26 protein-coding genes and 1 pseudogene are annotated in these 23,369 nt (G+C 71.0%); 16 read left to right on the top strand and 11 right to left on the bottom strand.

Annotation, left to right across the window (positions count from 1 at the left end):
- Nucleotides 1-243 precede the first annotated feature (243 nt).
- Complete coding sequence (locus LUU90_RS21565) at nt 244-1,593, top strand: M20/M25/M40 family metallo-hydrolase (RefSeq protein WP_275005998.1); 1,350 nt, start codon at nt 244-246, stop codon at nt 1,591-1,593.
- Nucleotides 1,594-1,600: 7 nt separating this feature from the next.
- Here LUU90_RS21565 and LUU90_RS21560 read toward each other — a convergent pair whose 3' ends face one another.
- The 3 genes from LUU90_RS21560 to LUU90_RS21550 form a co-directional block, all read right to left on the bottom strand.
- Nucleotides 1,601-2,449 carry a fructosamine kinase family protein gene (locus LUU90_RS21560; RefSeq protein WP_275005997.1) on the bottom strand — a complete coding sequence of 283 codons (849 nt, stop codon included), beginning with the start codon at nt 2,447-2,449 and terminating at the stop codon, nt 1,601-1,603.
- On the bottom strand, nt 2,446-2,661 hold the full coding sequence (locus tag LUU90_RS21555) for a DUF5703 family protein (protein ID WP_274995355.1): 216 nt from the start codon (nt 2,659-2,661) through the stop codon (nt 2,446-2,448). The genes LUU90_RS21560 and LUU90_RS21555 overlap by 4 nt, the downstream gene beginning before the upstream one ends.
- A gap of 107 nt (nt 2,662-2,768) precedes the next feature.
- Complete coding sequence (locus tag LUU90_RS21550) at nt 2,769-3,818, bottom strand: DUF418 domain-containing protein (protein WP_275005996.1); 1,050 nt, start codon at nt 3,816-3,818, stop codon at nt 2,769-2,771.
- A 184-nt stretch (nt 3,819-4,002) separates the two neighbouring features.
- Between LUU90_RS21550 and LUU90_RS21545 the strand changes: the two genes are divergently transcribed.
- Nucleotides 4,003-4,317 (top strand): primosomal protein, encoded by a 315-nt coding sequence (locus LUU90_RS21545; protein ID WP_275005995.1) that lies wholly within the window; start codon nt 4,003-4,005, stop codon nt 4,315-4,317.
- A gap of 16 nt (nt 4,318-4,333) precedes the next feature.
- On the opposite strand, the gene LUU90_RS21540 is transcribed toward LUU90_RS21545, so the two are convergent.
- Complete coding sequence (locus LUU90_RS21540) at nt 4,334-5,308, bottom strand: aldo/keto reductase (RefSeq protein ID WP_275005994.1); 975 nt, start codon at nt 5,306-5,308, stop codon at nt 4,334-4,336.
- Nucleotides 5,309-5,376: 68 nt separating this feature from the next.
- On the opposite strand from LUU90_RS21540, the gene LUU90_RS21535 reads away from it, so the two are divergent.
- The 3 genes from LUU90_RS21535 (at nt 5,377) to LUU90_RS21525 (ending at nt 7,998) form a co-directional block, all read left to right on the top strand.
- Nucleotides 5,377-6,297, top strand: coding sequence for an undecaprenyl-diphosphate phosphatase (locus LUU90_RS21535; RefSeq protein WP_275005993.1), 921 nt, complete (start codon nt 5,377-5,379; stop codon nt 6,295-6,297).
- A gap of 63 nt (nt 6,298-6,360) precedes the next feature.
- Nucleotides 6,361-7,671 carry a cysteine--1-D-myo-inosityl 2-amino-2-deoxy-alpha-D-glucopyranoside ligase gene (gene mshC / locus LUU90_RS21530; protein WP_275005992.1) on the top strand — a complete coding sequence of 437 codons (1,311 nt, stop codon included), beginning with the start codon at nt 6,361-6,363 and terminating at the stop codon, nt 7,669-7,671.
- A gap of 111 nt (nt 7,672-7,782) precedes the next feature.
- On the top strand, nt 7,783-7,998 hold the full coding sequence (locus LUU90_RS21525; protein ID WP_108494475.1) for a hypothetical protein: 216 nt from the start codon (nt 7,783-7,785) through the stop codon (nt 7,996-7,998).
- Nucleotides 7,999-8,104: 106 nt separating this feature from the next.
- Here LUU90_RS21525 and LUU90_RS21520 read toward each other — a convergent pair whose 3' ends face one another.
- Both LUU90_RS21520 and LUU90_RS21515 read right to left on the bottom strand, forming a co-directional pair.
- Complete coding sequence (locus tag LUU90_RS21520; RefSeq protein WP_275005991.1) at nt 8,105-8,983, bottom strand: PAC2 family protein; 879 nt, start codon at nt 8,981-8,983, stop codon at nt 8,105-8,107.
- A 105-nt stretch (nt 8,984-9,088) separates the two neighbouring features.
- Complete coding sequence (locus LUU90_RS21515) at nt 9,089-9,376, bottom strand: hypothetical protein (protein ID WP_274995363.1); 288 nt, start codon at nt 9,374-9,376, stop codon at nt 9,089-9,091.
- 139 nt (nt 9,377-9,515) lie between these two features.
- Between LUU90_RS21515 and LUU90_RS21510 the strand changes: the two genes are divergently transcribed.
- Nucleotides 9,516-10,277, top strand: coding sequence for a helix-turn-helix domain-containing protein (locus LUU90_RS21510; RefSeq protein ID WP_275005990.1), 762 nt, complete (start codon nt 9,516-9,518; stop codon nt 10,275-10,277).
- Nucleotides 10,241-10,750: an NUDIX hydrolase gene (locus LUU90_RS21505; protein WP_275005989.1), complete on the top strand. Its 510-nt coding sequence runs from the start codon at nt 10,241-10,243 to the stop codon at nt 10,748-10,750. Before LUU90_RS21510 ends, LUU90_RS21505 begins: the two co-directional genes overlap by 37 nt.
- On the opposite strand, the gene LUU90_RS21500 is transcribed toward LUU90_RS21505, so the two are convergent.
- From LUU90_RS21500 to LUU90_RS21490, 3 genes are all read right to left on the bottom strand, one after another.
- Nucleotides 10,743-11,309: an HDIG domain-containing metalloprotein gene (locus LUU90_RS21500; RefSeq protein ID WP_275005988.1), complete on the bottom strand. Its 567-nt coding sequence runs from the start codon at nt 11,307-11,309 to the stop codon at nt 10,743-10,745. The genes LUU90_RS21505 and LUU90_RS21500 overlap by 8 nt on opposite strands.
- 96 nt (nt 11,310-11,405) lie before the next feature.
- Nucleotides 11,406-11,807, bottom strand: coding sequence for a hypothetical protein (locus LUU90_RS21495; protein WP_275005987.1), 402 nt, complete (start codon nt 11,805-11,807; stop codon nt 11,406-11,408).
- 281 nt (nt 11,808-12,088) lie between these two features.
- Nucleotides 12,089-12,319, bottom strand: a complete 231-nt coding sequence (locus LUU90_RS21490) for a hypothetical protein (protein WP_275005986.1) — start codon at nt 12,317-12,319, stop codon at nt 12,089-12,091.
- 166 nt (nt 12,320-12,485) lie between these two features.
- On the opposite strand from LUU90_RS21490, the gene LUU90_RS21485 reads away from it, so the two are divergent.
- Nucleotides 12,486-13,028, top strand: a complete 543-nt coding sequence (locus LUU90_RS21485; RefSeq protein WP_275005985.1) for a hypothetical protein — start codon at nt 12,486-12,488, stop codon at nt 13,026-13,028.
- 18 nt (nt 13,029-13,046) lie between these two features.
- Here LUU90_RS21485 and LUU90_RS21480 read toward each other — a convergent pair whose 3' ends face one another.
- The gene (locus tag LUU90_RS21480) at nt 13,047-13,622 is read right to left on the bottom strand and encodes an HD domain-containing protein (RefSeq protein WP_275005984.1); all 576 of its coding nucleotides are present in this window, start codon (nt 13,620-13,622) and stop codon (nt 13,047-13,049) included.
- Nucleotides 13,623-13,728: 106 nt separating this feature from the next.
- Between LUU90_RS21480 and LUU90_RS21475 the strand changes: the two genes are divergently transcribed.
- Nucleotides 13,729-14,418 (top strand): HAD family hydrolase, encoded by a 690-nt coding sequence (locus LUU90_RS21475; RefSeq protein WP_275005983.1) that lies wholly within the window; start codon nt 13,729-13,731, stop codon nt 14,416-14,418.
- 90 nt (nt 14,419-14,508) lie between these two features.
- Here the strand turns inward: LUU90_RS21475 and LUU90_RS21470 are convergent, their stop codons facing one another.
- Nucleotides 14,509-15,429 (bottom strand): RecB family exonuclease, encoded by a 921-nt coding sequence (locus tag LUU90_RS21470; RefSeq protein ID WP_275005982.1) that lies wholly within the window; start codon nt 15,427-15,429, stop codon nt 14,509-14,511.
- A gap of 93 nt (nt 15,430-15,522) precedes the next feature.
- On the opposite strand from LUU90_RS21470, the gene LUU90_RS21465 reads away from it, so the two are divergent.
- The 7 genes and pseudogenes from LUU90_RS21465 to prcA form a co-directional block, all read left to right on the top strand.
- Nucleotides 15,523-16,698 carry a site-2 protease family protein gene (locus LUU90_RS21465; RefSeq protein ID WP_275005981.1) on the top strand — a complete coding sequence of 392 codons (1,176 nt, stop codon included), beginning with the start codon at nt 15,523-15,525 and terminating at the stop codon, nt 16,696-16,698.
- Between the two features lie 58 nt (nt 16,699-16,756).
- Entirely contained in the window at nt 16,757-17,770 is a 1,014-nt protein-coding gene (locus tag LUU90_RS21460) for a tRNA (adenine-N1)-methyltransferase (RefSeq protein WP_275005980.1), read from the top strand.
- Nucleotides 17,771-17,911: 141 nt separating this feature from the next.
- Entirely contained in the window at nt 17,912-19,573 is a 1,662-nt protein-coding gene (gene arc / locus LUU90_RS21455; protein ID WP_275005979.1) for a proteasome ATPase, read from the top strand.
- Nucleotides 19,574-19,680: 107 nt separating this feature from the next.
- Nucleotides 19,681-21,342, top strand: coding sequence for a depupylase/deamidase Dop (gene dop, locus LUU90_RS21450; RefSeq protein WP_275006013.1), 1,662 nt, complete (start codon nt 19,681-19,683; stop codon nt 21,340-21,342).
- 96 nt (nt 21,343-21,438) lie between these two features.
- On the top strand, nt 21,439-21,636 hold the full coding sequence (locus LUU90_RS21445; RefSeq protein WP_275005978.1) for a ubiquitin-like protein Pup: 198 nt from the start codon (nt 21,439-21,441) through the stop codon (nt 21,634-21,636).
- Nucleotides 21,633-22,472 (top strand): proteasome subunit beta, encoded by an 840-nt coding sequence (prcB, locus tag LUU90_RS21440; RefSeq protein ID WP_425596283.1) that lies wholly within the window; start codon nt 21,633-21,635, stop codon nt 22,470-22,472. Before LUU90_RS21445 ends, prcB begins: the two co-directional genes overlap by 4 nt.
- A pseudogene (gene prcA / locus LUU90_RS21435) lies at nt 22,469-23,152 on the top strand (proteasome subunit alpha); the annotation flags it as partial. The gene prcB and the pseudogene prcA, both read left to right, overlap by 4 nt.
- Nucleotides 23,153-23,369 lie beyond the last annotated feature (217 nt).

Here is a 23,369-nt window from a genome sequence, read left to right as displayed (position 1 = left end):
TCCGGTGCGTGGAGCGGTTATTCGACATCTCCACTTCACGACCGGAGGCCTTCGTCAGCTGGTAACCCGGCCGCGTGTCGTCAGAATCCAGGAACAACCTCCCTGGACATCACACCTAGTCGAGATCAGGTCGTCGAAGACGCTGATCTCGTCGATCAGCCAGAAGGCCGTCTCGATGCTCCGGCCGGCTGCTCGCGCCCCGCGGGGACTTGTCGTGTCACACGGGCCGGTTACGGTGGCTCCGTGACTGAGACCGTCCCGACCCCCGCGCCCGTACCCACGCCCGTCCCTACCGCCGCCGACGAGGTCATCCGGATCTGCCAGGAGCTGATCCGGATCGACACGTCGAACTACGGCAACAACGAGGGCCCGGGCGAGCGCGCCGCAGCCGAGTACGTCATGGAGCTGCTCCACGAGGTAGGCCTGGAGCCCGAGCTGTTCGAGTCCCTTCCCGGGCGCGCGTCCGTCGTCGTGCGCCTGGAGGGGGAGGACCGCACCCGGCCCGCCCTCGTCCTGCACGGCCACCTCGACGTCGTGCCGGCGGCCAAGGACGACTGGACGGTGGACCCGTTCGGCGGCGAGGAGACCGACGGTCTGCTGTGGGGCCGTGGCGCCGTCGACATGAAGGACATGGACGCCATGATCCTGGCCGTCGTGCGGCAGATGGTGCGTGAGGGCCGCAAGCCGGCGCGCGACGTCGTGGTCGCGTTCTTCGCCGACGAGGAGGCAGGCGGCGTCTACGGCGCCCGGTGGGCCGTCGACCACCGGCCCGAGCTGTTCGAGGGCGCCACCGAGGCGATCTCCGAGGTGGGCGGCTACTCCGTCGAGCTGGGCGGCAAGCGTGCCTACCTGCTGCAGACGGCGGAGAAGGGGCTCGCCTGGCTGCGCCTCGTCGCGGACGGCAGGGCGGGCCACGGCTCACAGGTCAACGAGGAGAACGCGGTGACGGAGCTGGCCGCCGCCGTGGCACGGATCGGGCAGCACGCCTGGCCGTACACGATCACGCCGACGGTCGACGCCCTGCTGCGCGGTGTCGGGGACCTCACCGGGCTCCCGGTGGACTACTCGGACCCGGCGACGGTCGACGACCTGATCGCAGCCCTCGGCCCGGTCGCGAAGTTCGTGGGCGCCACGGTGCGGAACACGTCCAACCCCACCCAGCTGCAGGCCGGCTACAAGGCGAACGTGATCCCGGGCCGTGCCGAGGCGACGCTGGACGTGCGGCTCCTGCCGGGGCACGAGGAAGCGGGCATGGCGAAGCTGCGCGAGCTTGCCGGCGACGCGGTGCGGATCGAGACGATCCACCAGGACACGGCGCTCGAGGTGCCGTTCAGCGGCTCCCTCGTCGATGCCATGGTCGCGGCGATCGACGCGGAGGACCCGGGGGCGAAGGTGCTGCCTTACACGCTGTCCGGCGGTACCGACAACAAGTCGCTGCACCGGCTCGGGATCACCGGCTACGGCTTCGCACCGCTGCAGCTGACCAACGACCTCGACTTCGCGGGCATGTTCCACGGCGTCGACGAGCGGGTGCCGACCGAGGCGCTGAAGTTCGGTACGCGCGTGCTCGACCGTCTGCTGGCGACCTGCTGATCGTGGGCTACGCCGCCAGCTCGGCCAGGAGCGACCGCGTCTCGGGCACGTAGGAGCCGCCGAAGAGGACCGCGTGCACCGCCAGCGGGTAGAGCTGGTGGAGCCGCACACGGTGCTGCCAGCCGCGGGCGAGCGGATGGACCTCCTGGTATCCCGCAAGGATCTCGGTCAGGTGAGGTGCGCCGAACAGTGCGAGCATCGCCAGGTCGGTCTCCCGGTGCCCGCCGTGCGCGGCGGGATCGATGAGCACCGCCTCGACGGCGCCCGGCGGCGGGCTCTGGCCGGGGCCCGCCGCCCGGCCGCCGTCGACCCACAGCACGTTGCCGGACCAGAGGTCACCGTGCAGGCGTGCGGGCTCGTCGTCGGCGGTGGGGCCCGCCAGGCGGGGCAGCGCCGAACAGACGGCGTCGACCAGCCGGGCGTCGGCGTCGCCGAGGACGCCGCGAGCCCGGCCCTGGTCCAGCAGCGGGAGCAGGCGCGCCTCGGCGTAGAACTCCGGCCAGGAGTGCCAGGCACCGCCGGGCATCGGCAGCGGGTCGTCCAGCGGGCCGAACCAGCCTCCGGCGGTGCCGGGCCAGCCCCAGGCCGGGCCGGGGCCCGCGCCGAAGGCGCCCGCCCCGGAATCGTGCAGCACGGCCAGGGTGCCGCCGAAGGCCCGGGCGGCGGCCACAGTGGGCGCGGCGGGGGAGAGTCGTTCCAGGTCGAGATGGCCGGGACCGACGTCGGAGACCCCGACGACCCGCGGCCCGCCCGGGACCCGCAGCCAGTCCAGGCCGGCTGCCTCGCGGGCGAAGAAACCGTCCGGCGCGTCCGCACGAGCCTTGCGGAACACGCCGGACGGGGGAGCGGCCGTCACAGGGTGGACGAGACCCTGATGACCTTGCGACGGAGCCAGACCTTGCGTCTGCCGCCGATGTAGAGACGGGTCCTTGCCAGCTCCCAGCGGCCGTACTCGGCCTCTTCGGTGAGCAGCCGGCGTGCGTCCGGCACAGTGGTGTCGGGATCGAACGTCATGACGCGGTACTCGTACTGACTGTGCTTGCGGAACACGGAGCCGTCTCTCGCCATCTGATGCACCGTCCTCGGGTCGCGGGGTGAGGTCAGTTTATGTCGGTTTCATCGCCGAGCTGCGGCACCAACACACTTCGTTCCGCCCATTGTGACCCACGGGACGGTCAAGGCACAGTGACCGGGGTCGCAGTCGACCGCGCGTCGCGCCGCAGCGCCACCGGCCGGAGCCAGGTCGCGGTACGCCACAGCCACTCGACCGGGCCGTAGCGGAAGTACGTGAGCCAGAGCCGGCTCAGCAGCGACTGCGTCACGATCAGCACCAGCGACAGCGTCAGTACCGGCGTCACGGTGGTCAGGTGGCCGAAGTCGACCACTGACGCGGCGACCGCCATGACGATCGCCGCCCCGACGTAGTTGCTGAGCGCCATCCGGCCCAGTGGTTCGAAGGCCGCGGCGATGACCGTCCTGGCAGGCGTGCGCCACAGGAGAGCCAGCCCGGTCGTGTACAGCACTGCCATGACGAGACCGGCGACCGCGCCCGGCGTCGAGAACCGCGGGTCGCCCGGAGTGGTCAGCTGCCACAGCAGGGCCGGGACGGTCAGCACAGCCGCGGCGGCGAACACGATGGCCACGGTCTTGCCGGAGAGCTCCAGCGCCCGGGGCAGGCCGAAGGCCGCCGCGCCCGCGCCGAGGAGCACGAGGCCGGGCACGGACGGCAGCCCGCCGCCGAACATCGCGTACGCGACGACGGTGAGCACCGCGCCGCCCCCGAGGGTCACCCCGCGAGGGGCCAGCAGGACGACGGGCAGCATCAGCAGACCGACCACGCCGTACTCCAGGAGGATGTTGCCCGGGTAGACGAACATCAGGAGCCCGCCGATGACGGCCAGGCCGATCATGCGGCGCACCATCACCAGCCACGGACGCGGTGAGCGGGCGCGTGCGCCGTCGAGCACGATCCAGAGGCTCATGCCGAACAGGACGATGAAGATCGGTACGAACCGCGTCTGGACGGTGAGGTGGAGCGCGTCGCGCACCGGGTCCGGGACGCTGCTCCCGCCTACCATCACCCGCGCCATTCCCAGCTGGGTGATGTCGATGGCGTTGACCAGCAGGATCCCGAGGACGGCGAACCCCCGCAGCGAGTCGAGGAACAGCCAGCGTGGTCGGGTCCCGGTCAGGGGAGGCGTCGTGGAAGCAGCGGCAGTGCTCATGTCCGCCATCCAAGCGATCCCGCTCGGGCTCGTCGTCCCCCCACGGGACCATGTTGCCTGGTCAGAGATGAGGGCGAACCCTGTGCACGGCGGTCCCGGCCGGCGCGACGGTACCCCGATATCTCCGCCGTAACGATCAGGATTTGCGATCCCGCTGGCCAGGACCTGGCGCTACAGTCAAGGCATGACCGTTGAACCGCGTGCCGCGCTCGATCGCCTCGTTGCCGCACTCGAGGCCCATCACCACGCGGTCGCCACTCGCCGGAGTGACGACGACCCCGCCGTCGACGACGCGTACGACGTGCTCGCCGACGCCTACGAGGTGTACGAGGAGTCCCTGGCCACCGTGTTCGGCGAAGTGACGCCGTTCTACCTGGCCGACGAGATCGACGACGATGACGAGGACGAGGACCTCGAGGACATCGACTTCGACGACGACCTGGAGGACGCGGAAGAGAGCGTCGAGGAGGACGAGCCGCAGCCTGCGCAGCAGCGCTGACCAGGAGCGGGCACGGTCACCAGCGTTCGGGGTAGCCGATCTCGGGGGCGGAGACGTCGTCGAGGGCGGCGTGCACCTCGTAGGGCAGCTCGAGGGTCGCGGCCTCCAGCGACGAACGAAGCTGCGCGGGCGTCCGCGCGCCCACGATCGCCGACGCGATGCCCTCGCGCTCCAGGAGCCACGCGATCGCGACCTCCCCGGGTGTGCGGCCGAGTCCTTCGGCCGCGGTGGCCACGGCCTCCACGACGGCGGACGCCGAGCCCTCCAGGTACGGCTGGACGAATCCCGCGAGCGCCCCGGCGGCCCGGGAGTCCGCCGGGATGGCGCGGCGGTACTTGCCCGTGAGCACCCCGCGCCCGAGCGGTGACCAGGCGAGCAGCCCCGCGCCGAGGGCGTCGGCGGCGGGCAGCACGTCGCGCTCCACGCCGCGCTGCAGCAGGGAGTACTCGAGCTCGACGGCGGCCAGACCGACGTCGGGCTCGAGCAGCGTCGCCACGCGGGCGGTGGCCCAGCCGGGATGGTTGCTCAGTCCGACGTACCGGGCGCGCCCCGTGGTGACCGCTATGCGCAGCGCGTTGCAGGTCTCCTCGAGCGAGGTGTGCGGGTCGGGGCAGGCCACGAGGAACAGGTCGACGTGGTCGGTCCCCATGCGCCGCAGCGACTCGTCGAGGCTGTCGAGCAGCGCGCCGCGGGAGGCGTCCACCACGCGCCCCGAGCCGCCGTCCGGCCGCGACTCCGAGCGGATGCCCGCCTTGGTCGCGAGCACGAGCTCGTGGCGCTCGACCTTGCCGGACAGCAGGGTGCCGATGACGCGCTCGGCGTCGCCGTCGGCGTAGCTGGCCGCGGTGTCGATCAGGGTGCCACCTGCGTCGAGGAAGTCCCGTACCTGCTCGGCCGCGTCGATCTCGTCGGTGTCGCGGCCCCATGTCATGGTCCCGAGCCCGAGTTCGGAGACCCGTAGGCCAGACCTGCCTACGCGGCGTCGTTCCATGTGCGGCAGGCTACCCGCGGCTGCGGCGGGTGCGTCCGGAGGCGCGCCGTGGGGTAGTGTCACCGCCCGTGACTGCGTGGGAAGCGATCCTTCTGGGCCTGGTGCAGGGCCTTACCGAGTTCCTGCCGATCTCGTCGTCGGCGCACCTGCGGATCGTCGGTGAGCTGATCGGCTCGGGCGACCCTGGTGCAGCCTTCACCGCGATCACGCAGATCGGTACCGAGATCGCGGTGATCATCTACTACCGCAAGAAGATCGGCGCGATCCTCGTCGCCTGGTTCAAGGCCCTCTCGGGCGCGAACGGCAGCGGCTGGCGTGCACGGACCGGCCTGGGGCCGCGGTCCGGCTCGGTGGACCTGCGGCACGGCCGCCCTGGCGCGGGTGTGAACCACGACGCCGCGATGGGCTGGTACATCATCTTCGGCTCGGTCCCGATCGTGGTGCTCGGCCTCCTGTTCCAGGACCAGATCGAGTCCACCTTCCGCAACCTCTGGCTCACCGTCTTCACGCTCACGTTCTTCGGGCTCCTGCTGCTCCTGGCCGACGTCTTCGGCCGCCAGGAGCGCGAGCTGACGTCGCTCACCGGGCCGAGCGCCCTCGGTTTCGGCCTGGCCCAGGCGCTGGCGCTGGTCCCGGGGGTGTCCCGCTCCGGCGGCACGATCACCGCCGGCCTGACCATGGGCTTCACCCGGAAGGCGGCGGCGGACTACTCGTTCCTGCTCGCGCTGCCCGCGGTGCTCGGCTCGGGCTTCTACCAGCTGATCAAGACCCTGGGTGAGCCGATCCCCGAAGGGGCGCCCGGCTGGGGCGCCACGATCATCGCGACGATCATCGCGTTCGGCGTCGGGTACGCGGTCATCATCGGGTTCCTCAAGATCATCGGGAACTACTCCTACAAGCCGTTCGTGTTCTACCGGTTCGCGCTCGCGGGCGTCGTCGTGTGGCTGCTCATGTCGGGCACCATCGACGCGACCGGCGGCGTCGCGTAGAACACACTTTCACCGCCCTGACGTGGTCCGGGAGTGTCCTGGGCGGCGGTTATCGTTGGTCGCGTGCACGCCTGGCCCACACCCCAAGTCCCGGAGCTTCCCGGCTTCCCCGCCGCCCACCCGGTGCGAGTCCACGACTCCTCGACCGGTGAGCTCGTCGAGGCGGCGCCAGGGCCGGGGGCCCGGCTGTACGCGTGCGGCATCACCCCGTACGACGCCACCCACATCGGGCACGCGAACACCTACGTCGCGTTCGACCTGCTGGTGCGCGCCTGGCGGGACGCGGGCAAGGACGTCGCCTACACCTCGAACGTGACCGATGTCGACGACCCGCTGCTGGAGCGCGCCGAGGCCACAGGGGTCGACTGGCGTGAGCTCGCCGCGTCCCAGACCGCCCTGTTCCGCGAGGACATGACAGCGCTCGGTGTCATCCCGCCGCAGACGTGGACGGGGGCCGTCGAGTCGGTGCCCGACGTCGCGCGGGCGGTGGCCGCCATGCTCGAGTCCGGGGCCGCTTACCGCGTCCCGCTGGAGCCGGGCGCCGGCGGTCCAACGCCGGAGCTGGGCGACGTCTACGCAGACCTCACCGCCGACCCTCGCTTCGGTACCGTCGCACGCCTCGACCGGGAGCAGGCACTGGCCTACTTCGCCGAGCGCGGTGGTGACCCCGACCGCGAGGGCAAGAAGGACCCGCTCGACCCGCTGCTGTGGCGCCGTGAACGGCCCGGCGAGCCGGCCTGGGACGGGGGCCCGCTGGGCACGGGACGCCCGGGCTGGCACATCGAGTGCGCGGTGATCGCCCGGGACGGCCTCGGCCTGGCGGCGGGGGAGCGGTTCGACGTGCAGGGCGGCGGTTTTGACCTGCTCTTCCCCCACCACGAGATGTCGACCTCGCACCTGCGTGTGCTGTGTCCGGGGACAGAGGGCGCTGAGCCCGCCGGTGCGCGCACGCACGTGCACGCGGGCCTGGTCGGCTACGAGGGCGAGAAGATGAGCAAGTCGCTCGGCAACCTCGTCCTGGTGTCGCGCCTGCGCGAGGAGGGCCACGACCCGATGGCGATCCGCCTGGCGCTGCTGGCCCACCACTACCGCACCGAGTGGGAGTGGGACGAGACCTCGATGCCCGAGGGTGAGGCGCGGCTCGTCCGATGGCGCGATGCGGTCTCGGGAAACGGTGGTCCGTCCGCCGACGCGACCCTCGCCGCGGTCCGTGCGGCGCTCGCGAACGACCTCGACGCGCCGGCCGCGCTGGCGGCCGTCGATGCGTGGGCGGACCTCTCCCTCGACCCCGCGCGGGACACGTCCGCGGACGAGGAGGGCGCTCCCGGAATCATGGCTCGTACGGTAAACGCCCTGCTCGGAGTGCGTCTCTGACCCCTCGCCGGTCCGGTTTGCGCCAGGTAGGCCAGCACCACGCCATGCGCCGGCCAGGTTAGTTTTGACCCCTGCTTCCGTTTGCATTTAACCCGGGGCAGGATGGGGAGCATGACGGAGTACGAGGAAGACTTCACGGGTGAGACCCGGGTCACCGTCACGACGACGCCCCGGTGCAGCACGCGCTATCGCGTGGTGCGCAACGGGCCGGGCTACGCACCGGTCTACGACCGCGTAGAGGACGCCGCACGGTGTCTTGAGACGTGGGTGGGATTTCACGGTCCGGACGCCGGAGTGCGGATCGAACCGATCTCGAACAGCGCGTGAACCCGACCGCCGAAGCCGAATAGAAGAGGCCTGAGCCCAGTGGGCTCAGGCCTCTTTGCTGCGTCCGGTGAGGCTGCGGCCGGTCAGGCTGCGTCCGGTCAGCCGGTCAGAGCTTCTCGGGGCCGCTGTCCTTGCCGCCGCTGTCCCGCCGGCGCAGGTAGCGCTCGAACTCCCGCGCGATCGCGTCGCCCGACGCCTCCGGAAGCTCCGCGGTGTCCTTCGCCTCCTCGAGCTGGGCCACGTACTCGGAGATCTCCGAGTCCTCGGAGGCCAGCTCGTCCACGCCGTGCTGCCAGGCGGCGGCGTCGTCCGGCAGCTCGCCCATGGGGACGGACTCACCGAGTATCTCCTCGACGCGCGTGAGGATGGCGAGCGTCGCCTTGGGCGACGGCGGGTTGGCGACGTAGTGCGGCACTGCCGCCCACAGGCTGACCGACTGCAGGTCGCGCTGCGCGGCCTCGTGCTGCAGCACCCCCACGATCCCGGTGGGCCCCTGATAGGTGTTGGCCTCGATGTCGAGCACCGCCTGCAGGCCCACGCTGTCCGACGTCGCGGTCATCGGGATGGGGCGCGTGTGCGGCACGTCGGCCAGGAGGGCACCGAGCGTGATCACGGTCCGCACACCCAGGTCGTCGGCCACCCGCAGCAGCTCTTCACAGTACTTGCGCCAGCGCATGGACGGCTCGACCCCGTGCACCAGCACCACCTTGCGCTCGCCCACCTGCGCCACCGACACGGAGGTCGTGGGCCAGGTGATGGAGCGTTTGCCGTCGTCGTCCAGCGAGATGTACGGCCGGTTGACCTGGAAGTCGTGGAACTCCTCGGGGTCGAGCTCTGTCACCTTCTCGGCGCCCCACACCTCGGCCAGGTGCGTGAGGGCCGACGTGGCAGCGCTCCCCGCGTCGTTCCAACCTTCGAAGGCAGCGAGGAGCACGGTCTGGCGAGGCGAGGCCTGCTCCGGCTGCTCGTGATGCGCGTCGGTCATCCCCCCAGCCTATGGTGTGGGGCGCTCGGCGTGGCCAGGGGCGCGGCCGCGTTCGCGGACGGGCGAATTGATGGTCGGCCGCCTGCGGCGGCGCGGACGAGCAGGTCAGAACACCGGGACGCCGGCACGCAGCGCGCCGCGGACCTGTACCTCGACACCGCGCCAGGTACCCGTCCACAACGTGTAGCCAGGGTTCATCATGCGCTGGTCGATGGCGTGGTCGAGACCCAGCGCGCGGGCGATGCTCTCGCCGTCGTCCAGGTGCCAGGGCTGCAGGCAGACGCGCTCGGGCGTGACGGTGAGAACTTCGATCCAGTCCGCACGAACGTGCCGCAGCAGATCGATGACATCGCCGAGACGTTCGGTGACCGACTGCGTCGCAATGGGATTCACGAGACTCTCCGGAGCATGGGTCGGGCAGGGGACGGACTGGTGACGACTGGCTGATACCACTGTGCGCCGAGGGCATGGGACGTGCCATCGGCAGCGGTCGGGACGTTTCGGTGATAGATACGTCCCTGGGGGGTAACACGTGAGGAATCAAAGACTGGTCGCCGCGATGAGCCAGGCCGGCCTGAGCCAGGTGCGGCTCGCGGCCGCCGTCGGCGTGGACCCGAAGACCGTGGAGCGGTGGGTGGCCCAGGGCCGCACGCCGCACCCGCGCCACCGCGTGGCCGTGTCCGAGGCCCTGGGCTGCGATGTCGCGGCGCTGTGGGGCGACGTCGACCGGGCCGAGGCAGCGGCGCAGGAGATCGTCGGGGTCTACCCGGCACGCCGCGCCGTCCCGTCGGGGACCTGGCGCGCCTTCCTCGCCGGCGTGGAGCAGCGGTTCGAGCTGCACGCCTTCGCGGCGACGTTCCTGCCCGACCAGACCCTCGACCTGACCACGGAGATCGTGACCATGGCGGCGCGCGGAGTGCAGGTGCGCCTGCTGCTCGGTGACCCGGACGGCGACGCCGTGGCGGTGCGCACGCAGGAGGAGGGCGGTACGGGCCTCGCCGGGCGGATCGCGCTGGTGCTGGCCTACCTGGCGCCCGCGCTCGGCACCCCGGGCGTCGAGGTACGCCTGCACGACCGCACCCTGTACGCCACGACGTTCCGGTTCGACGACGACCTGCTCGTCAACACCCACGTGTGGGGCTCTCCCGCGGGCGCCAACCCGCTGCTGCACCTCAAGGACGGGCCGGAGGCGTCGATGGCACCCGCCTACCAGGCTGGGTTCGAGCGGGTCTGGGCGGCGGCCAAACCTTTGGAGGCATGGCCTCGGACGGAGGACTCGGGCAGGGTGGCGTGATGGTGCGGTTCGACTACTTCGACGACCCGACCGCGCCGCCCGTGAACTCCGTGGTCCCCTCGGTCACGGTGGCGGTGCGGGACGACGGCGGACGGCTGCTGCTCATCCACCGCACCGACAACGACCTCTGGGCCCTCCCGGGCGGAGGTATCGACCCGGGGGAGACCGTCCGTGAGGCGGGCGTCCGGGAGACCGAGGAGGAAACCGGGTACCGCGTGCGGATCACGGGCCTGGTCGGGATCTACACCGATCCCCGGCACGTGATCGAGTACTCGGACGGCGAGGTCCGTGCCCAGTTCTCCATCTGCATGCGTGGCACGGTCACCGGAGGGGCCGCCCGTACCTCGGGGGAGTCCAGCGAGGTCGTGTGGCAGCAGGTCGACCGCCTCGGCGAGCTGGCCATCCACCCCTCGATGCGGTTGCGGATCGAGCACGCGGTGGACCCGACGCGGACGCAGCCCTTCCTCACCTGAACCGCAGCGCCAGCCGGCGCTCGATTCCGGACACCAGCCTGCGCAGCCGCGGTTCCGCGTCCTGCATGCTCCGGGACACGAGGTGGCCGGGCGGGTAGCGGTCGTAGATCCGCTCGAACCGTTCGTCCACCGTCACGGACTCGCCCCGGGCCGACGTCGTCAGGTCGCAGTAGGTGAGCAGGTCCAGCAGGTCAGAGGCCGGCCGAGGGAACTCGCGTCGCAGCGCCCCGTCCAGACCTCGTTCCGCCGCCTCCACGGTCGCCTCCGTATGGTGCGCGACCAGGCCCGTCAGCTCCGGCGGTGCCCCCAGCCCTCGGAGGTAGCGCGCACCGTCGAGCTGGTGCAGTCCGGTGTCCCGGGCCGCGGCGGCGTACCCGATGTCGTGGAGGTAGGCGGCGGAGACGAGCAGGTCCGGGCAGCCGAGCACGCGCGCGACGTGCTCGGCGCGCCGGCCGACGCCGATCGAGTGCGCGAGACGGTCCGCGCCGGGCTCGAAGTGCTCGGTCAGCAGCGTCTGTGCTCCCGCGGGGTCCAGCTCCCGCGGGGTGGTTCCGTGCATCGGTTCACCGTAGGCCGCCGGGCCGCGTACGGCGCGACGGACGGCAAGAGAGGTGGTCGGGGGACGTGTGCTGGTCTGCATCCTGGACCTCCGTCGTCAGCGCTCCGGTCGGCCGTTGACCACCCAGTTGCGCACCATCGCCGTCGCACGGTGATGGCCGGCCAGCGCGTCGTCGCGTGTGGCGTGCAGCTCCGCGTACTCCTCGGTGCAGTCGAGCTTGTCGTCCTCGGACAGGACGCCGTCCGGGTCGAGCCGCTCGACGAACACCAAGGTCTCGTAGATCAGCGGGGTGTGGCCGTGGTCGTCGTCGACCGGGGCCGTGGCGTCGATCCCGGTCCAGGCGGTGGAGACGTGGTAGAAGCCGATCTGGTCGCGGGCGACGTGACCGCTGCCGGCCCCGAGCCGCAGCACGGACCACTGGTCCTGGGTGATCGGGTTGCCGTCGAGGTCGTAGTACGTCCGCTGCGAGAGTCGTTCGAAGAAATCGGGTCCGAACACGGTCTGCTCCTCCTCGTCGGTGCTACCGGGACTCGCCGGCCATGGCCGCCGATCGTGGGCCAGCATCGCGCAGGACGTCGCGGTGCGCGCGGCGGGGCTGTGAGTTGCGTCGTGGAGCCCGTACCTGGGGTATTGCGCTGGTATGGGCAGGCACGATCATCGTGCTCATGCCGCTGAGCGGGCATGACACGTACCGGGGCAGGGTGGACGACGAACGGGGCGCATTGCGAGCCCCAGGGCGGGTCCCAGGGCGGGTCCCAGGGCGGGTCCCAGGGCGAGTCTCAGTGCGAGACGCCGGGGTGGACCTCGATGTCGAACTTCAGGTAGGTCGGCGAACCGTTCGTGATCCCCACGCACTCCGGCCTGCCCGCCGGGGTATGCCCGAGGCGCCAGATCTCGTCGAGGGCGGCGTCGTCACAGGACCGGTCGCAGCCGCCGTCGGCGTATCTCCGAAGGATCTTCTGGGCCGCCGCCCGGTCTGCCGCCGGGAGCTCCACACGCATCTTCGGCATGGCGCCACGGTAGGTTCGGCGAGACGGCGACGGACAGCGATTTTGTGTCTGCGGGAGCCCAGGGACCAGATTTCTTGCCCGAAAGAGGGGTATATGTCTGATTGCTCCGTCGCGAATCACACTGCGAGGTGCGCGAGGTACCCGAGGTTCGGGTGAGTATGAACTAATGCGCAACCTGCGAAATCATCGGGCCCTGCTGTCCGCGGTCGGCGCGTTCGTCGTCGCCGGCGCCGGCGGCGGCATCGCCTGGTCTCAGGCCGAACGCTCCAGCGAGCCCGCTGACGTGCTGCTCGACGTCGTGGAGCACAGCGAGTCGACGATGCGTGACTACATCGACGAGCTCAGCGGCCGGTTCGACGAGATCGAGGCCACTTCCGACGCCGGAGAGCAGGAGGAGCTCGCCACCGCGCTCATGGCGGACGTGCCCGACCTCGCGGAAGAGGCCCGGGCGGAGGTCCTGGCCGCCAAGGAGGACGCCAAGGCGGTGACGCTGCCCGACGGCAGCGAGCTCGACCAGGCGCGCGACGCCTACGTGGCGCACATGGACGCATGGATCGCGGAGTACGACGAGGCGATCGTCTCCCCGGTCGGCGTCGTGGAGATCGAGCCCACGGTGAACGAGACGTTCGACGAGGCGGTCGCCGCCTTCGGCAAGACCCGGCTCGACGCCGACCAGGAGGAGCGGGCGGAGAGCCTCCTGGCGGACTGAGCCGCAGGGGCGCTCGCCTCAGTCCCGCCAGCTCATGGGTGACTGGTTGAGCGCGGCGTCCGCCACCCGCTTCGCGACATCCGTGCGGAGCGCGGCGTAGGACGAGTCGATCCACTCCTGCACGCCGGCATGGCCCCCGTGCCGGTACTCGACCGCCTGCACGAGGCACTCCAGCTTGTCCGCGTCGCGCGCGCAACGTGCCTCCGGCGTCAGCTGTGCCTCGAACTCGGTGACGGCGTCGACGACGGTCGCGGCGGCGGCGTGCGGCAGGGGAGCGACCTGGTCGCGGGTGACCGCCACGTTGTCCGGCTTGGTGATGTACGGGCGGGCGGTGTGCGGAAGGTCGGTGATGCGGGTCTCCTGGGAGTCGTGCCAGAGCGCCAGGTAGGCGGCGCGCGCCGGGTCGGCACCTTCCTCCGCGGCCAGCAGGGCGGCGAGCTGCGCGACCCGCAGGCTGTGCTCGGCCACCGACTCCGGGTCCCGGATGCCCACCTGCCACCAGCCGGAACGGCGCAGGCGCTTGAGCACGCCCATCTCGAAGGTGAAGGCGGCGATGCCGGAGGCTGCTGTGCGGGAGGCCGCGGTGTGCGTCATGGCGCTATCGTCCGCCACTCCCGCACGGCCGGCAGGTCGCCAGGGCGTCACCCGTGGCTCCGCCGCCGGTTACCGGCCGTACAACGTCGGCACCTACGATGTTCCGGTGCCCCACGACTCATCCGCCGTCCTTCCCGCCGCCGTCCTGTTCGACATGGACGGCACCCTGGTCGACACCGAGCCGTACTGGATGCGCGCCGAGCGCGAGATCGTCGCGGCGCACGGAGCGACGTGGACGCACGAGGACGCGCTGGGCGCCGTCGGGCAGGCGCTGCTGACCACCGGTGCCATGCTGCGCGACGCCGGCGTCCCGCTCGAGCCCGCCGAGATCGTCGCCTGGCTCGTCGCCAGGGTCAACGAGCAGCTGCGCGAAGCGGTGCCGTGGCGCCCCGGTGTCCTGGAGCTCCTGGAGGAGCTGCGGGCGGCGCAGGTCCCCTGCGCGATCGTCACCATGTCCTATCGCAGCCAGGCCGAGGTCGTGGCCGATGGCGCCCCGGCGGGCACCTTCGCCCACCTCGTCACCGGCGACGAGGTGGCGCACGGCAAGCCGGACCCGGAGCCCTACCTCGTGGCGGCAGCCCTGTTCGGCGCGCGGCCCGAGGACTGCGTGGCCATCGAGGACTCCGGACCAGGCATCACGTCGGCGCTCGCGTCGGGCGCCCGCACGCTCGGTGTGCCCGCCGAGGTGCCCGTGCCGCCGCGACCGGGCCTGAACCGAGCCGGATCGCTCAAGCAGATCGATCTCGAGACCCTCGGCCGGATCGTGTCGGGCGAGGTCATCGACCTGCTGGGTTGAGCCGTGCTGGGTTGAGCCGTGCTGGGCTGAGCCGTCTGGGTGGAGCCTCTGCTGGACCGAGCTCTGCTGGAGCGAGCCGGTTGTCCCGGCTCAGACGGTGATTCCCAGGCGCAGCGGGATCGCGCCCTCCGGGATCTCGGGGGGCGTACCGCCGAACTCCGGGCACATCGACTGGTGCGCGCACCAGCCGCAGAGCTTCGACCTGCGCGGCTTCCACTCGCCGGTCCGGGCGGCGTCCTCGATGGCGGACCAGATGGTGCGGATCTTCTGCTCCGTCTGCTCCAGCTGACCCGTGGTTGGTTCGCCGCGCAGCACCTGACCGTCGCCCAGGTACACGAGCTGCAGCATCTTGGGCAGCACGCCGCGCTCGCGCCACAGCACCAGCCCGTAGAAGCGCATCTGGAACACCGCCGACGACTCGTAGCCCGGGCGTGGCGACTTGCCGGTCTTGTAGTCGACCACCCGCACGGCGCCGGTCGGTGCGACGTCGAGCCGGTCCACGATGCCGCGGAGCAGCGGACCCCCGTCGAGCTGCGACTCCACCAGGAGCTCCCGCTCGGCCGGCTCCAGCCGGTTCGGGTCCTCCAGCGTGAAGTACGTACCCAGCAGCGAGCCTGCTCCCGCGAGCCATCCCTCGCGGTCCTGCCCGTCCGGGCCGATGCCGTCGGTGAACAGCGACGTGTACCGGTCGTCCGCCTCCAGCAGCCGGTCCCACTCACCGGGCAGCAGGTCGTGCGCGGCGGCCAGCGTGCGCTCACCCAGCGGCGCGTCGTACAGCCGCTCCAGCACCGAGTGCACCAGCGTGCCCCGCGCCGCGGCGGCCGACGGCGGCTCCGGCAACCGGTCCACCGTGCGGAACCGGAACAGCAGGGGGCACTGCATGAAGTCGTTCGCGCGAGACGGGGACAAGGCCGGCGGCCGCGACGGCGCACGCACGGCCGACACGGCGCCGTCGGCCGCCTCCGCCGTTACGTCCAGCACCGGCTCCTGGGATACCTCCGTCGTCGTCATGGCCCCAACCCTAGGTGCGGCCACCGACATCCCCGGGCAGCCGTCCACAGCGTGCCGTGCCCTCGAGGGCCACAGGCCGGATAGGTTTGTGCGGTGACCACCTCGGAGCCCGCCTCCACGCCCGCACCGCCCGCCCCGCAGCGCTCGAAAGGGTTCGTCATCGGCCGCGTGGCCGGCGCACCAGTCATCGTCACGCGATCCTGGTTCCTCGCGGCGTTCATCCTGACGATCCTGTTCGTGCCCAACGTCCAGGCGCTCGCGCCAGGACTCGGCGCGGGCGCCTACCTCGTGGCGTTCGTGTTTGTCCTGCTCCTGTTCGGCTCCGTGTTCCTGCACGAGGCCGCGCACGCGCTGGTCGCCCGGGCGCGCGGCCAGAACGTCACCGAGCTCGCCGTCACGCTCTGGGGCGGTCACACCGCCTACACCGGCGGCCTGGGGCGGCCGCTGGACGGGTTCCTCGTCGCCGTCGTCGGACCCCTGACGAACCTGGCGCTCGCAGCCGGGTTCTGGTTCGCGTACCAGGCCTCGCCGGCGCTGAACGTCCCGACGCTCCTGCTGTACGCGGGGGCGCTGTCCAACGCCTTCGTCGGGGCCTTCAACCTGCTGCCCGGCCTGCCGCTCGACGGCGGCCAGATCCTCGAGTCCATCGTCTGGGCGATCACCGGCAAGCGCACCACCGGGACCGTCGTGGCCGGCTGGGTGGGCCGCGTCGTCGCCGTCGGCGTCCTGGTCTGGGCCCTGGCGGTGCCGTTCGTGCAGGGCACCACCCCACGCCTCACCACAGTGCTGTGGTCCGCGCTGATCGGAGCCTTCCTCTGGGCGGGCGCGGGCGCCGCGATCACGAACGGCCTGCGCCGGGAGGCGATCGACGGACTGTCCGCGGCGGCGCTCGCCGGGCCCGTCGTCCTCGTGCCGCTCGGCTCCACGGTCGCGGAGGCGCTGAGCGCCCGGGCGGCGGCAGCGGGCGGCAGTGCGCCGGCGCACTACATGGTCGTCGTGGGAGGGCACGACGACGCTCCCGTCGCCGTGCTCGACGGCGACGCCGTCAACGCGGTGCCCGCATCGGCCAGGGAGCTGACCCAGGTCGACGCCGTGGCCGTGCCGTTCGTCCCGGGGTCGGCGGTCCACCCCGAGATGTCGGGCACGACGCTGCTGACGCACCTGGCCCAGCGGTCGGGCGGCGCCAGGCTGGTCCCGGTGGTCGACGCCGGCCGGGTCACCGGGGTGCTCGACCTCGCCGACGTGGCGCGGGCGGTCCGGGCGACGTGACCGACGGCGCCCTCCCGGGGCACGCGGGCGGGGAACCCAGCGCCTAGGATGGTCCGTCGTGACCACACCCACCGATACCCCGACCGCCACTGGCGCCGAACTGCGCCGAGGCCCGTTCCGCGTGGGCGACAAGGTCCAGCTCACCGACCCCAAGGGTCGCCTGCACACCATCACGCTGCAGCCTGGCGGGACCTTCCACACGCACAAGGGCTACTTCAAGCACGAGCAGATCATCGGGCAGCCCGAGGGCTCGGTGGTGGTCAACACCGCCGAGATCGAGTACCTCGCCCTGCGCCCCCTGCTGGCCGACTACGTCCTGTCGATGCCCCGCGGAGCAGCCGTCGTGTACCCGAAGGACGCCGCGCAGATCGTCGCGATGGCGGACATCTACCCGGGCGCGCGCGTGGTCGAGGCCGGCGTCGGCTCCGGCGCGCTGACCATGTCCCTGCTGCGTGCCGTCGGCGACGCCGGCCACGTGCACTCGATCGAGCGGCGCGAGGACTTCGCCGCCATCGCCCAGGGCAACGTCGAGACGTTCTTCGGCGGGCCGCACCCGGCGTGGGAGCTGTCGGTCGGCGACCTCTCCGACGTACTGCCGGAGGTCGCGGAGCCGGGCTCGGTCGACCGCGTGGTGCTGGACATGCTCGCACCCTGGGAGAACGTCGAGGCGGTCGCCTCGGCGCTCGCCCCCGGCGGGGTCCTCGTCTGCTACGTGGCCACCACAACCCAACTTTCGCGCACAGCGGAAGATCTGCGTGCGGACGGCCGGTTCACCGAGCCGGCGGCCTTCGAGACGATGATCCGAGGCTGGCACCTCGAGGGTCTGGCCGTGCGTCCCGAGCACCGCATGATCGGCCACACGGGCTTTCTCATCATCGCCCGCCGGATGGCCGACGGCGTCGTCGCACCCGAGCGGAAACGGCGTCCTGCCAAGGGTGCGTACCCCGTGACGGCCGAGGCGGAGTGGACTCCGGAGGAGCTCGGGGAGCGCGCGGTGTCGGACAAGAAGGTCCGCAAGGTGCGACGTGACCTGGGCGTTGCGCCCGAGGATGCGAACACCCCGCCTGCGTGAACGGGCTGTAACGATCGAGTACCCCGGACGTCTCAAACGGGTGTTCTTACTCCCGGTGTGTCAGTGACTGTGCTTAGAGTGCTGTTCTCGGAGGCGTTTGCGTCATATGGTCGCCTCCCGGGCCCTACGAGAGGGGATGTCATGACCGAGAACACGTCAGGATACAACCATCCCGAGCATGAGTCTTTGCCAAACCGCGACTACGAGCGCCAGATTGCCCTCCTCTCAGCCAAGAACGAGCGCCTGGCGGAGGCTCTCCGTGCGGCGCGCGATCAGATCGTCGAGCTGAAGAAGCAGCTCGACGATCTCGCCAAACCGCCGGGCACGTATGCCGTGTTCCTGGGCGCGCACACGGACGGTTCGGTGGACATCTCGTCCGCCGGCCGCAAGATGCACGTCTCCGCCAGCCCCAGTCTGGACGTCACGCGGCTGAGCCCTGGCCAGGAGGTCAAGCTCAACGAGGCCATGACGGTGGTGGGTGCCGGCGAGTACGAGACCACCGGCGAGCTCGTGACCGTCAAGGAGATGCTCGGGGGCGACCGCGTGCTCGTCGTCGGCCGCGCGGACGAGGAGCGCGTGGTGCGCCTCGCCGGCTCGGTCATGGACGTGCCGCTCCGCGTCGGTGACTCGCTCACCGTCGACACCCGCAGCGGCTTCGTCTTCGAGGTCGTGCCGAAGTCCGAGGTCGAGGAGCTGGTCCTCGAAGAGGTCCCGGACATCGAGTACGAGGACATCGGTGGTCTCGGCCAGCAGATCGAGGCCATCCGGGACGCGGTCGAGCTGCCGTTCGCACACCCCGACCTGTTCCGGGAGCATGGCCTGCGTCCGCCCAAGGGCGTGCTCCTGTACGGCCCGCCGGGATGCGGCAAGACGCTCATCGCCAAGGCGGTGGCCCACTCCCTCGCCGGGATGGTCGCTCGCGCGCACGGGGGCAACCCCGAGGTGAAGAGCTACTTCCTCAACGTCAAGGGTCCGGAGCTGCTCAACAAGTACGTGGGCGAGACCGAGCGGCACATCCGCCTGATCTTCGCCCGGGCCCGGGAGAAGGCCAGCCAGGGTATGCCCGTCGTCGTCTTCTTCGACGAGATGGAGTCGCTGTTCCGTACCCGCGGAACCGGCCTCTCGTCGGACGTGGAGACGACCATCGTGCCCCAGCTCCTCGCGGAGATCGACGGCGTGGAGCGACTCGACAACGTCATCGTCATCGGTGCGTCCAACCGTGAGGACATGATCGACCCGGCCATCCTGCGCCCCGGACGTCTCGACGTGAAGATCAAGATCGAGCGGCCGGACGCCGAGGGTGCCAAGGAGATCTTCGGCAAGTACCTCACCAAGGAGCTGCCGATCCACGCGGACGACCTGGCGGAGTACGGCGACAACATCGCCTCGGCCCTCGACGGCATGATCACCTCGGTCGTGGAGCGGATGTACTCGGAGGACGAGGAGAACCAGTTCCTGGAGGTCACCTACGCCTCCGGCGACAAGGAGACCCTCTTCTTCAAGGACTTCAACTCGGGTGCCATGATCCAGAACGTGGTGGACCGGGCCAAGAAGAACGCCATCAAGGACTTCCTGGCCACCGGGCAGAAGGGCATCCGCGTGGAGCACCTGCTGACCGCCTGCGTCGACGAGTTCAAGGAGAACGAGGACCTCCCGAACACGACCAACCCCGACGACTGGGCGCGCATCAGCGGCAAGAAGGGCGAGCGCATCGTCTTCATCCGCACCATCGTCCAGAAGAAGGGCGAGGGCGCCACGCCGCGCACGATCGACACCGTCCAGAACACCGGCCAGTACCTCTGACGGCCATCGGGGCAGGGTTCGCGTCCGACCGACAGGCGGGCGCGGACCCTGCCTCACCGACGGGACTACTCCGGCATAGGGTGGTGAACGTGAGCGTACGTCGTGTGATGGGCATAGAGACCGAGTACGGGGTCCTGCAACCAGGGCGGCCGCTGGCCAACCCCATGCTGCTGTCGAGCCAGGTGGTGACGACCTACCGGGCGATCTCCACCCGTGCCGAGGGGACGGGTGGCAAGGCTCGCTGGGACTACGACGACGAGGACCCGCTGCAGGACGCGCGCGGGTTCCACCTCGACCGTGCTTCCGCGCAGCCCTCGATGCTGACCGACGACCCGGCGCGGCCCGCGCCGTCGGGCCCTGTCACCGGGCAGGTCCCCGTGGTGGAGCCCGGCCTGCCCGGCCGTAACCGACGTCGGTCGGGTCCGACGCAGGAGGTCGAGCGGCCCGCCGCCGAGGAGTACGACGACCCGAGCGCCGCGAACGTCATCCTGACGAACGGCGCGCGGCTGTACGTGGACCACGCCCACCCCGAGTACTCCTCGCCCGAGGTCATGTCGCCCGAGGACATCGTCCGCTGGGACGTCGCCGGCGAGCGAGTCATGCTCGCGGCCCTGCGGGAGCTGGCGGGTTTCCCCGGCAGCGAGGTGGTCCTCTACAAGAACAACGTGGACGGCAAGGGCGCCAGCTACGGCACGCACGAGAACTACCTCGTTGACCGGGCGCTGCCCTTCACGACGCTCGCCGAGCTCATCACGCCGTTCCTCGTCACCCGCCAGGTGTTCACGGGCTCCGGCCGCGTGGGCCTGGGGGCGACGAGCGGTACCGCCGGCTACCAGATCTCCCAGCGTGCCGACTACATCGAGGCCGAGATCGGCCTGGAGACGACGCTGCGCCGGCCCATCGTGAACACCCGCGACGAGCCACATGCCGACCGGCAGCGGTGGCGGCGCCTGCACCTCATCCTCGGGGACGCCAACCTGATGGAGGTGCCCACCTACCTGAAGACGGGCACGACGTCGCTGGTGCTCTGGGTGCTGGAGCACCTCGACGAGCTGGCCGAGGCGGGCGTGGACGCCCGTGCCGAACTCGATGCGCTCCGGCTGGCCAGTCCGGTGAGCGACGTGCAGAAGGTCTCGCGCGACCTCGCGCTGACCGCACCGCTCGACCTGGCGGACGGCAGGACCATGACCGCGCTGGAGGTCCAGGGCGAGGTCGCCGACGTCGTACGACGGTCCCTGAAGGTGCTCGGTACCGACGCGGAGTCGGACGCCGTGCTCGACCGCTGGACGTCGGTCCTCGAACGGCTCGGCACCGACCCGGGCTCCTGCGCACGGGAGGTGGAGTGGATCGCCAAGATGCGGCTGCTGGACCGCCTGCGCTCGCGCGACAACCTGGAGTGGGACCACCCGCGGCTGCACGCCATGGACCTGCAGTGGTCCGACGTGCGCCCGGAGCGTGGCATCTACCACCGCCTGCTCGCCAAGGGCGCGGTGGACCGCATCGTCGACGAGGAGAGCGTCGCGCGAGCGGTGCAGCACCCGCCGACGGACACGCGGGCCTACTTCCGGGGCGAGGTCATGGCCCGCTACGGGAGCCAGATCTCGGCAGCGAGCTGGGACTCCGTCATCTTCGACGTCGACGGGTCCCAGGCGCTGCAGCGCGTGCCGATGCTCGACCCGACCCGCGGCACGCGGCGCCACATCGGCGCGCTGCTCGACGCGAGCCCTGATGCCGCGACCCTGCTCGCCGGACTCTCCGGAAGAAGGTGACCCTGGATGTCAGTGTCACCGCCTAGGGTCAATACCTGAGGTCAGGGCCTAGGCTTCGAGACCAGCACTACGTCAGAGAATCACCAGGAGGCGATCATGGCCGGTCAGGAAAGAATCAACCCGTCACAAGAGGACCGCACTCCCGACGACGACGCGGAGACCCCGGCGCCCGCCGCCGCAGCGGCGCAGAAGGACGACGACGAGGTCGACGCCCTGCTCGAGGAGATCGACGAGGTGCTGGAGACCAACGCCGAGTCGTTCGTTCGTGGATTCGTCCAGAAGGGTGGGCAGTGACCCTGAGCGCAGACCGCACCACAGGACGACTCCCGGACGCCTTCCTGCGTCCGGGATCGTCGTCCTTCGTGGATTTCCTGGCCGAGCACGCCCCCGACCGCCTGCCCGGGAACCGCGTCATGCCGGCGGGCGTGACCGACCCGGCGAGCCTGTCCCCGCACGCCACGACGATCGTGGCGCTCACCTTTGACGGTGGCGTCCTGCTGGCGGGCGACCGCCGTGCCACCGCGGGGCCGATGATCGCCAGCCGCAGCATAGAGAAGGTGTTCCCGGCCGACGAGTACTCGGCGGTGGGCATCGCAGGCTCCGCGGGAATCGGGCTGGAGCTGGTGCGGCTCTTCCAGCTGGAGCTCGAGCACTACGAGAAGATCGAGGGTTCGCTGCTCTCGCTCACGGGCAAGGCGAACCGCCTGGCCACGATGCTGCGCGCCAACCTGCCCATGGCGATGCAGGGGCTGGCGGTCGTCCCGCTGTTCGCGGGCTACGACCTGGACAAGGGCACCGGCCGCATCTTCAGCTACGACGCGACCGGTGGACGGTACGAGGAGCACGAGCACCACGGCGTGGGCTCCGGCTCGATCTTCGCCCGCGGCGCGCTGAAGAAGCTGTGGCGACGCGGCATGGACGCGGAGGCCGCGGTCCACGTGGCGGTCGAGGCGCTCTACGACGCCGCGGACGACGACTCGGCGACGGGCGGCCCGGACACCGTGCGCGGGATCTTCCCCGTGGTGGCCACGGTGTCCGTGGACGGCTATCAGCGGATCGAGGACGCGGAGATCTCCCGCGTTGCGGAGCAGATCGTGGCGCAGCGCCGAGAGAGGGGGCACCTCGCATGAACATGCCGTTCTACGTCTCGCCCGAGCAGCTGATGAAGGACCGGGCGGACTTCGCCCGCAAGGGCATCGCCCGCGGCCGGTCCGTGGTGGTGCTCGCCTACGACGGCGGCATCGCGTTCGCCACGGAGAACCCTTCGCGTGCGCTGCACAAGATCTCCGAGATCTACGACCGCATCGCCTTCGCGGCCGTCGGCAAGTACAACGAGTTCGAGAACCTGCGTGTGGCCGGTGTGCGGTACGCCGACATGCGCGGCTACTCGTACGACCGGTCGGACGTGACGGCCCGCGGCCTGGCGAACGCGTACGCGCAGACGCTCGGCACCGTGTTCATCACCGAGTCCAAGCCGCTCGAGGTGGAGATCGTCGTCGCCGAGGTGGGTGCCACCCCGGAGGACGACCAGATCTACCGGCTCACGTACGACGGCACGGTGGCGGACGAGCACGGCTTCGTCGTCATGGGCGGCCAGGCCGAGCAGCTCGGCCGGAAGGTCAAGGACGGCTGGCGCGAGAACATGTCGCTCGGCGAGGCGCTGCGGCTCGCCGTGGCGGCGCTCGGCTCGGGCGAGGGCTCCTCGTCGCGCACCATCGAGGCGGCGCAGCTCGAGGTCGCGGTCCTGGAACGGGACCGGCCGCGGCGGTCGTTCCGTCGCCTCGCGCGGCAGGTCCTGGCCGACCTGCTCGCGGACGGCGCGAAGACGTCCTCGGGCGAGACGTCGGGGGACGACCTCCCGCCGGCGGACGAACTCCCCGTCGGCACCGCTACGCCGGGGACGGCGACGGCGGACACGGTTCCGCCGGACACGGTTCCGCTGGACACCACCGACACCGGGGACACCGGGACCGCCTCCACCGGAGCCGATACGACGGGCACCGGCCCGGAGGGCCCGGCCGATGCGT

Source organism: Promicromonospora iranensis (genome assembly GCF_028994775.1).
Classification (GTDB): Bacteria; Actinomycetota; Actinomycetes; order Actinomycetales; family Cellulomonadaceae; genus Promicromonospora; species Promicromonospora iranensis_A.
Note: the sequence above shows the minus strand (reverse complement) of the source record. Positions and strands in the feature narration are given on the sequence as shown.

Excerpts from the sequence above, each read along its gene's own strand:
- LUU90_RS21550 (WP_275005996.1), bottom strand. The coding sequence starts at position 3,818 with ATGAGCACTGCCGCTGCTTCCACGACGCCTCCCCTGACCGGGACCCGA.
- LUU90_RS21500 (WP_275005988.1), bottom strand. The coding sequence starts at position 11,309 with ATGCACGGAACCACCCCGCGGGAGCTGGACCCCGCGGGAGCACAGACG.
- arc (WP_275005979.1), top strand. The coding sequence starts at position 17,912 with ATGACCGAGAACACGTCAGGATACAACCATCCCGAGCATGAGTCTTTG.
- LUU90_RS21525 (WP_108494475.1), top strand. The coding sequence starts at position 7,783 with ATGACGGAGTACGAGGAAGACTTCACGGGTGAGACCCGGGTCACCGTC.
- dop (WP_275006013.1), top strand. The coding sequence starts at position 19,681 with ATGGGCATAGAGACCGAGTACGGGGTCCTGCAACCAGGGCGGCCGCTG.
- LUU90_RS21445 (WP_275005978.1), top strand. The coding sequence starts at position 21,439 with ATGGCCGGTCAGGAAAGAATCAACCCGTCACAAGAGGACCGCACTCCC.
- LUU90_RS21545 (WP_275005995.1), top strand. The coding sequence starts at position 4,003 with ATGACCGTTGAACCGCGTGCCGCGCTCGATCGCCTCGTTGCCGCACTC.
- LUU90_RS21555 (WP_274995355.1), bottom strand. The coding sequence starts at position 2,661 with ATGGCGAGAGACGGCTCCGTGTTCCGCAAGCACAGTCAGTACGAGTAC.
- LUU90_RS21480 (WP_275005984.1), bottom strand. The coding sequence starts at position 13,622 with ATGACGCACACCGCGGCCTCCCGCACAGCAGCCTCCGGCATCGCCGCC.
- LUU90_RS21485 (WP_275005985.1), top strand. The coding sequence starts at position 12,486 with ATGCGCAACCTGCGAAATCATCGGGCCCTGCTGTCCGCGGTCGGCGCG.
- LUU90_RS21540 (WP_275005994.1), bottom strand. The coding sequence starts at position 5,308 with ATGGAACGACGCCGCGTAGGCAGGTCTGGCCTACGGGTCTCCGAACTC.
- LUU90_RS21505 (WP_275005989.1), top strand. The coding sequence starts at position 10,241 with ATGGCCTCGGACGGAGGACTCGGGCAGGGTGGCGTGATGGTGCGGTTC.
- LUU90_RS21520 (WP_275005991.1), bottom strand. The coding sequence starts at position 8,983 with ATGACCGACGCGCATCACGAGCAGCCGGAGCAGGCCTCGCCTCGCCAG.
- LUU90_RS21490 (WP_275005986.1), bottom strand. The coding sequence starts at position 12,319 with ATGCCGAAGATGCGTGTGGAGCTCCCGGCGGCAGACCGGGCGGCGGCC.
- LUU90_RS21470 (WP_275005982.1), bottom strand. The coding sequence starts at position 15,429 with ATGACGACGACGGAGGTATCCCAGGAGCCGGTGCTGGACGTAACGGCG.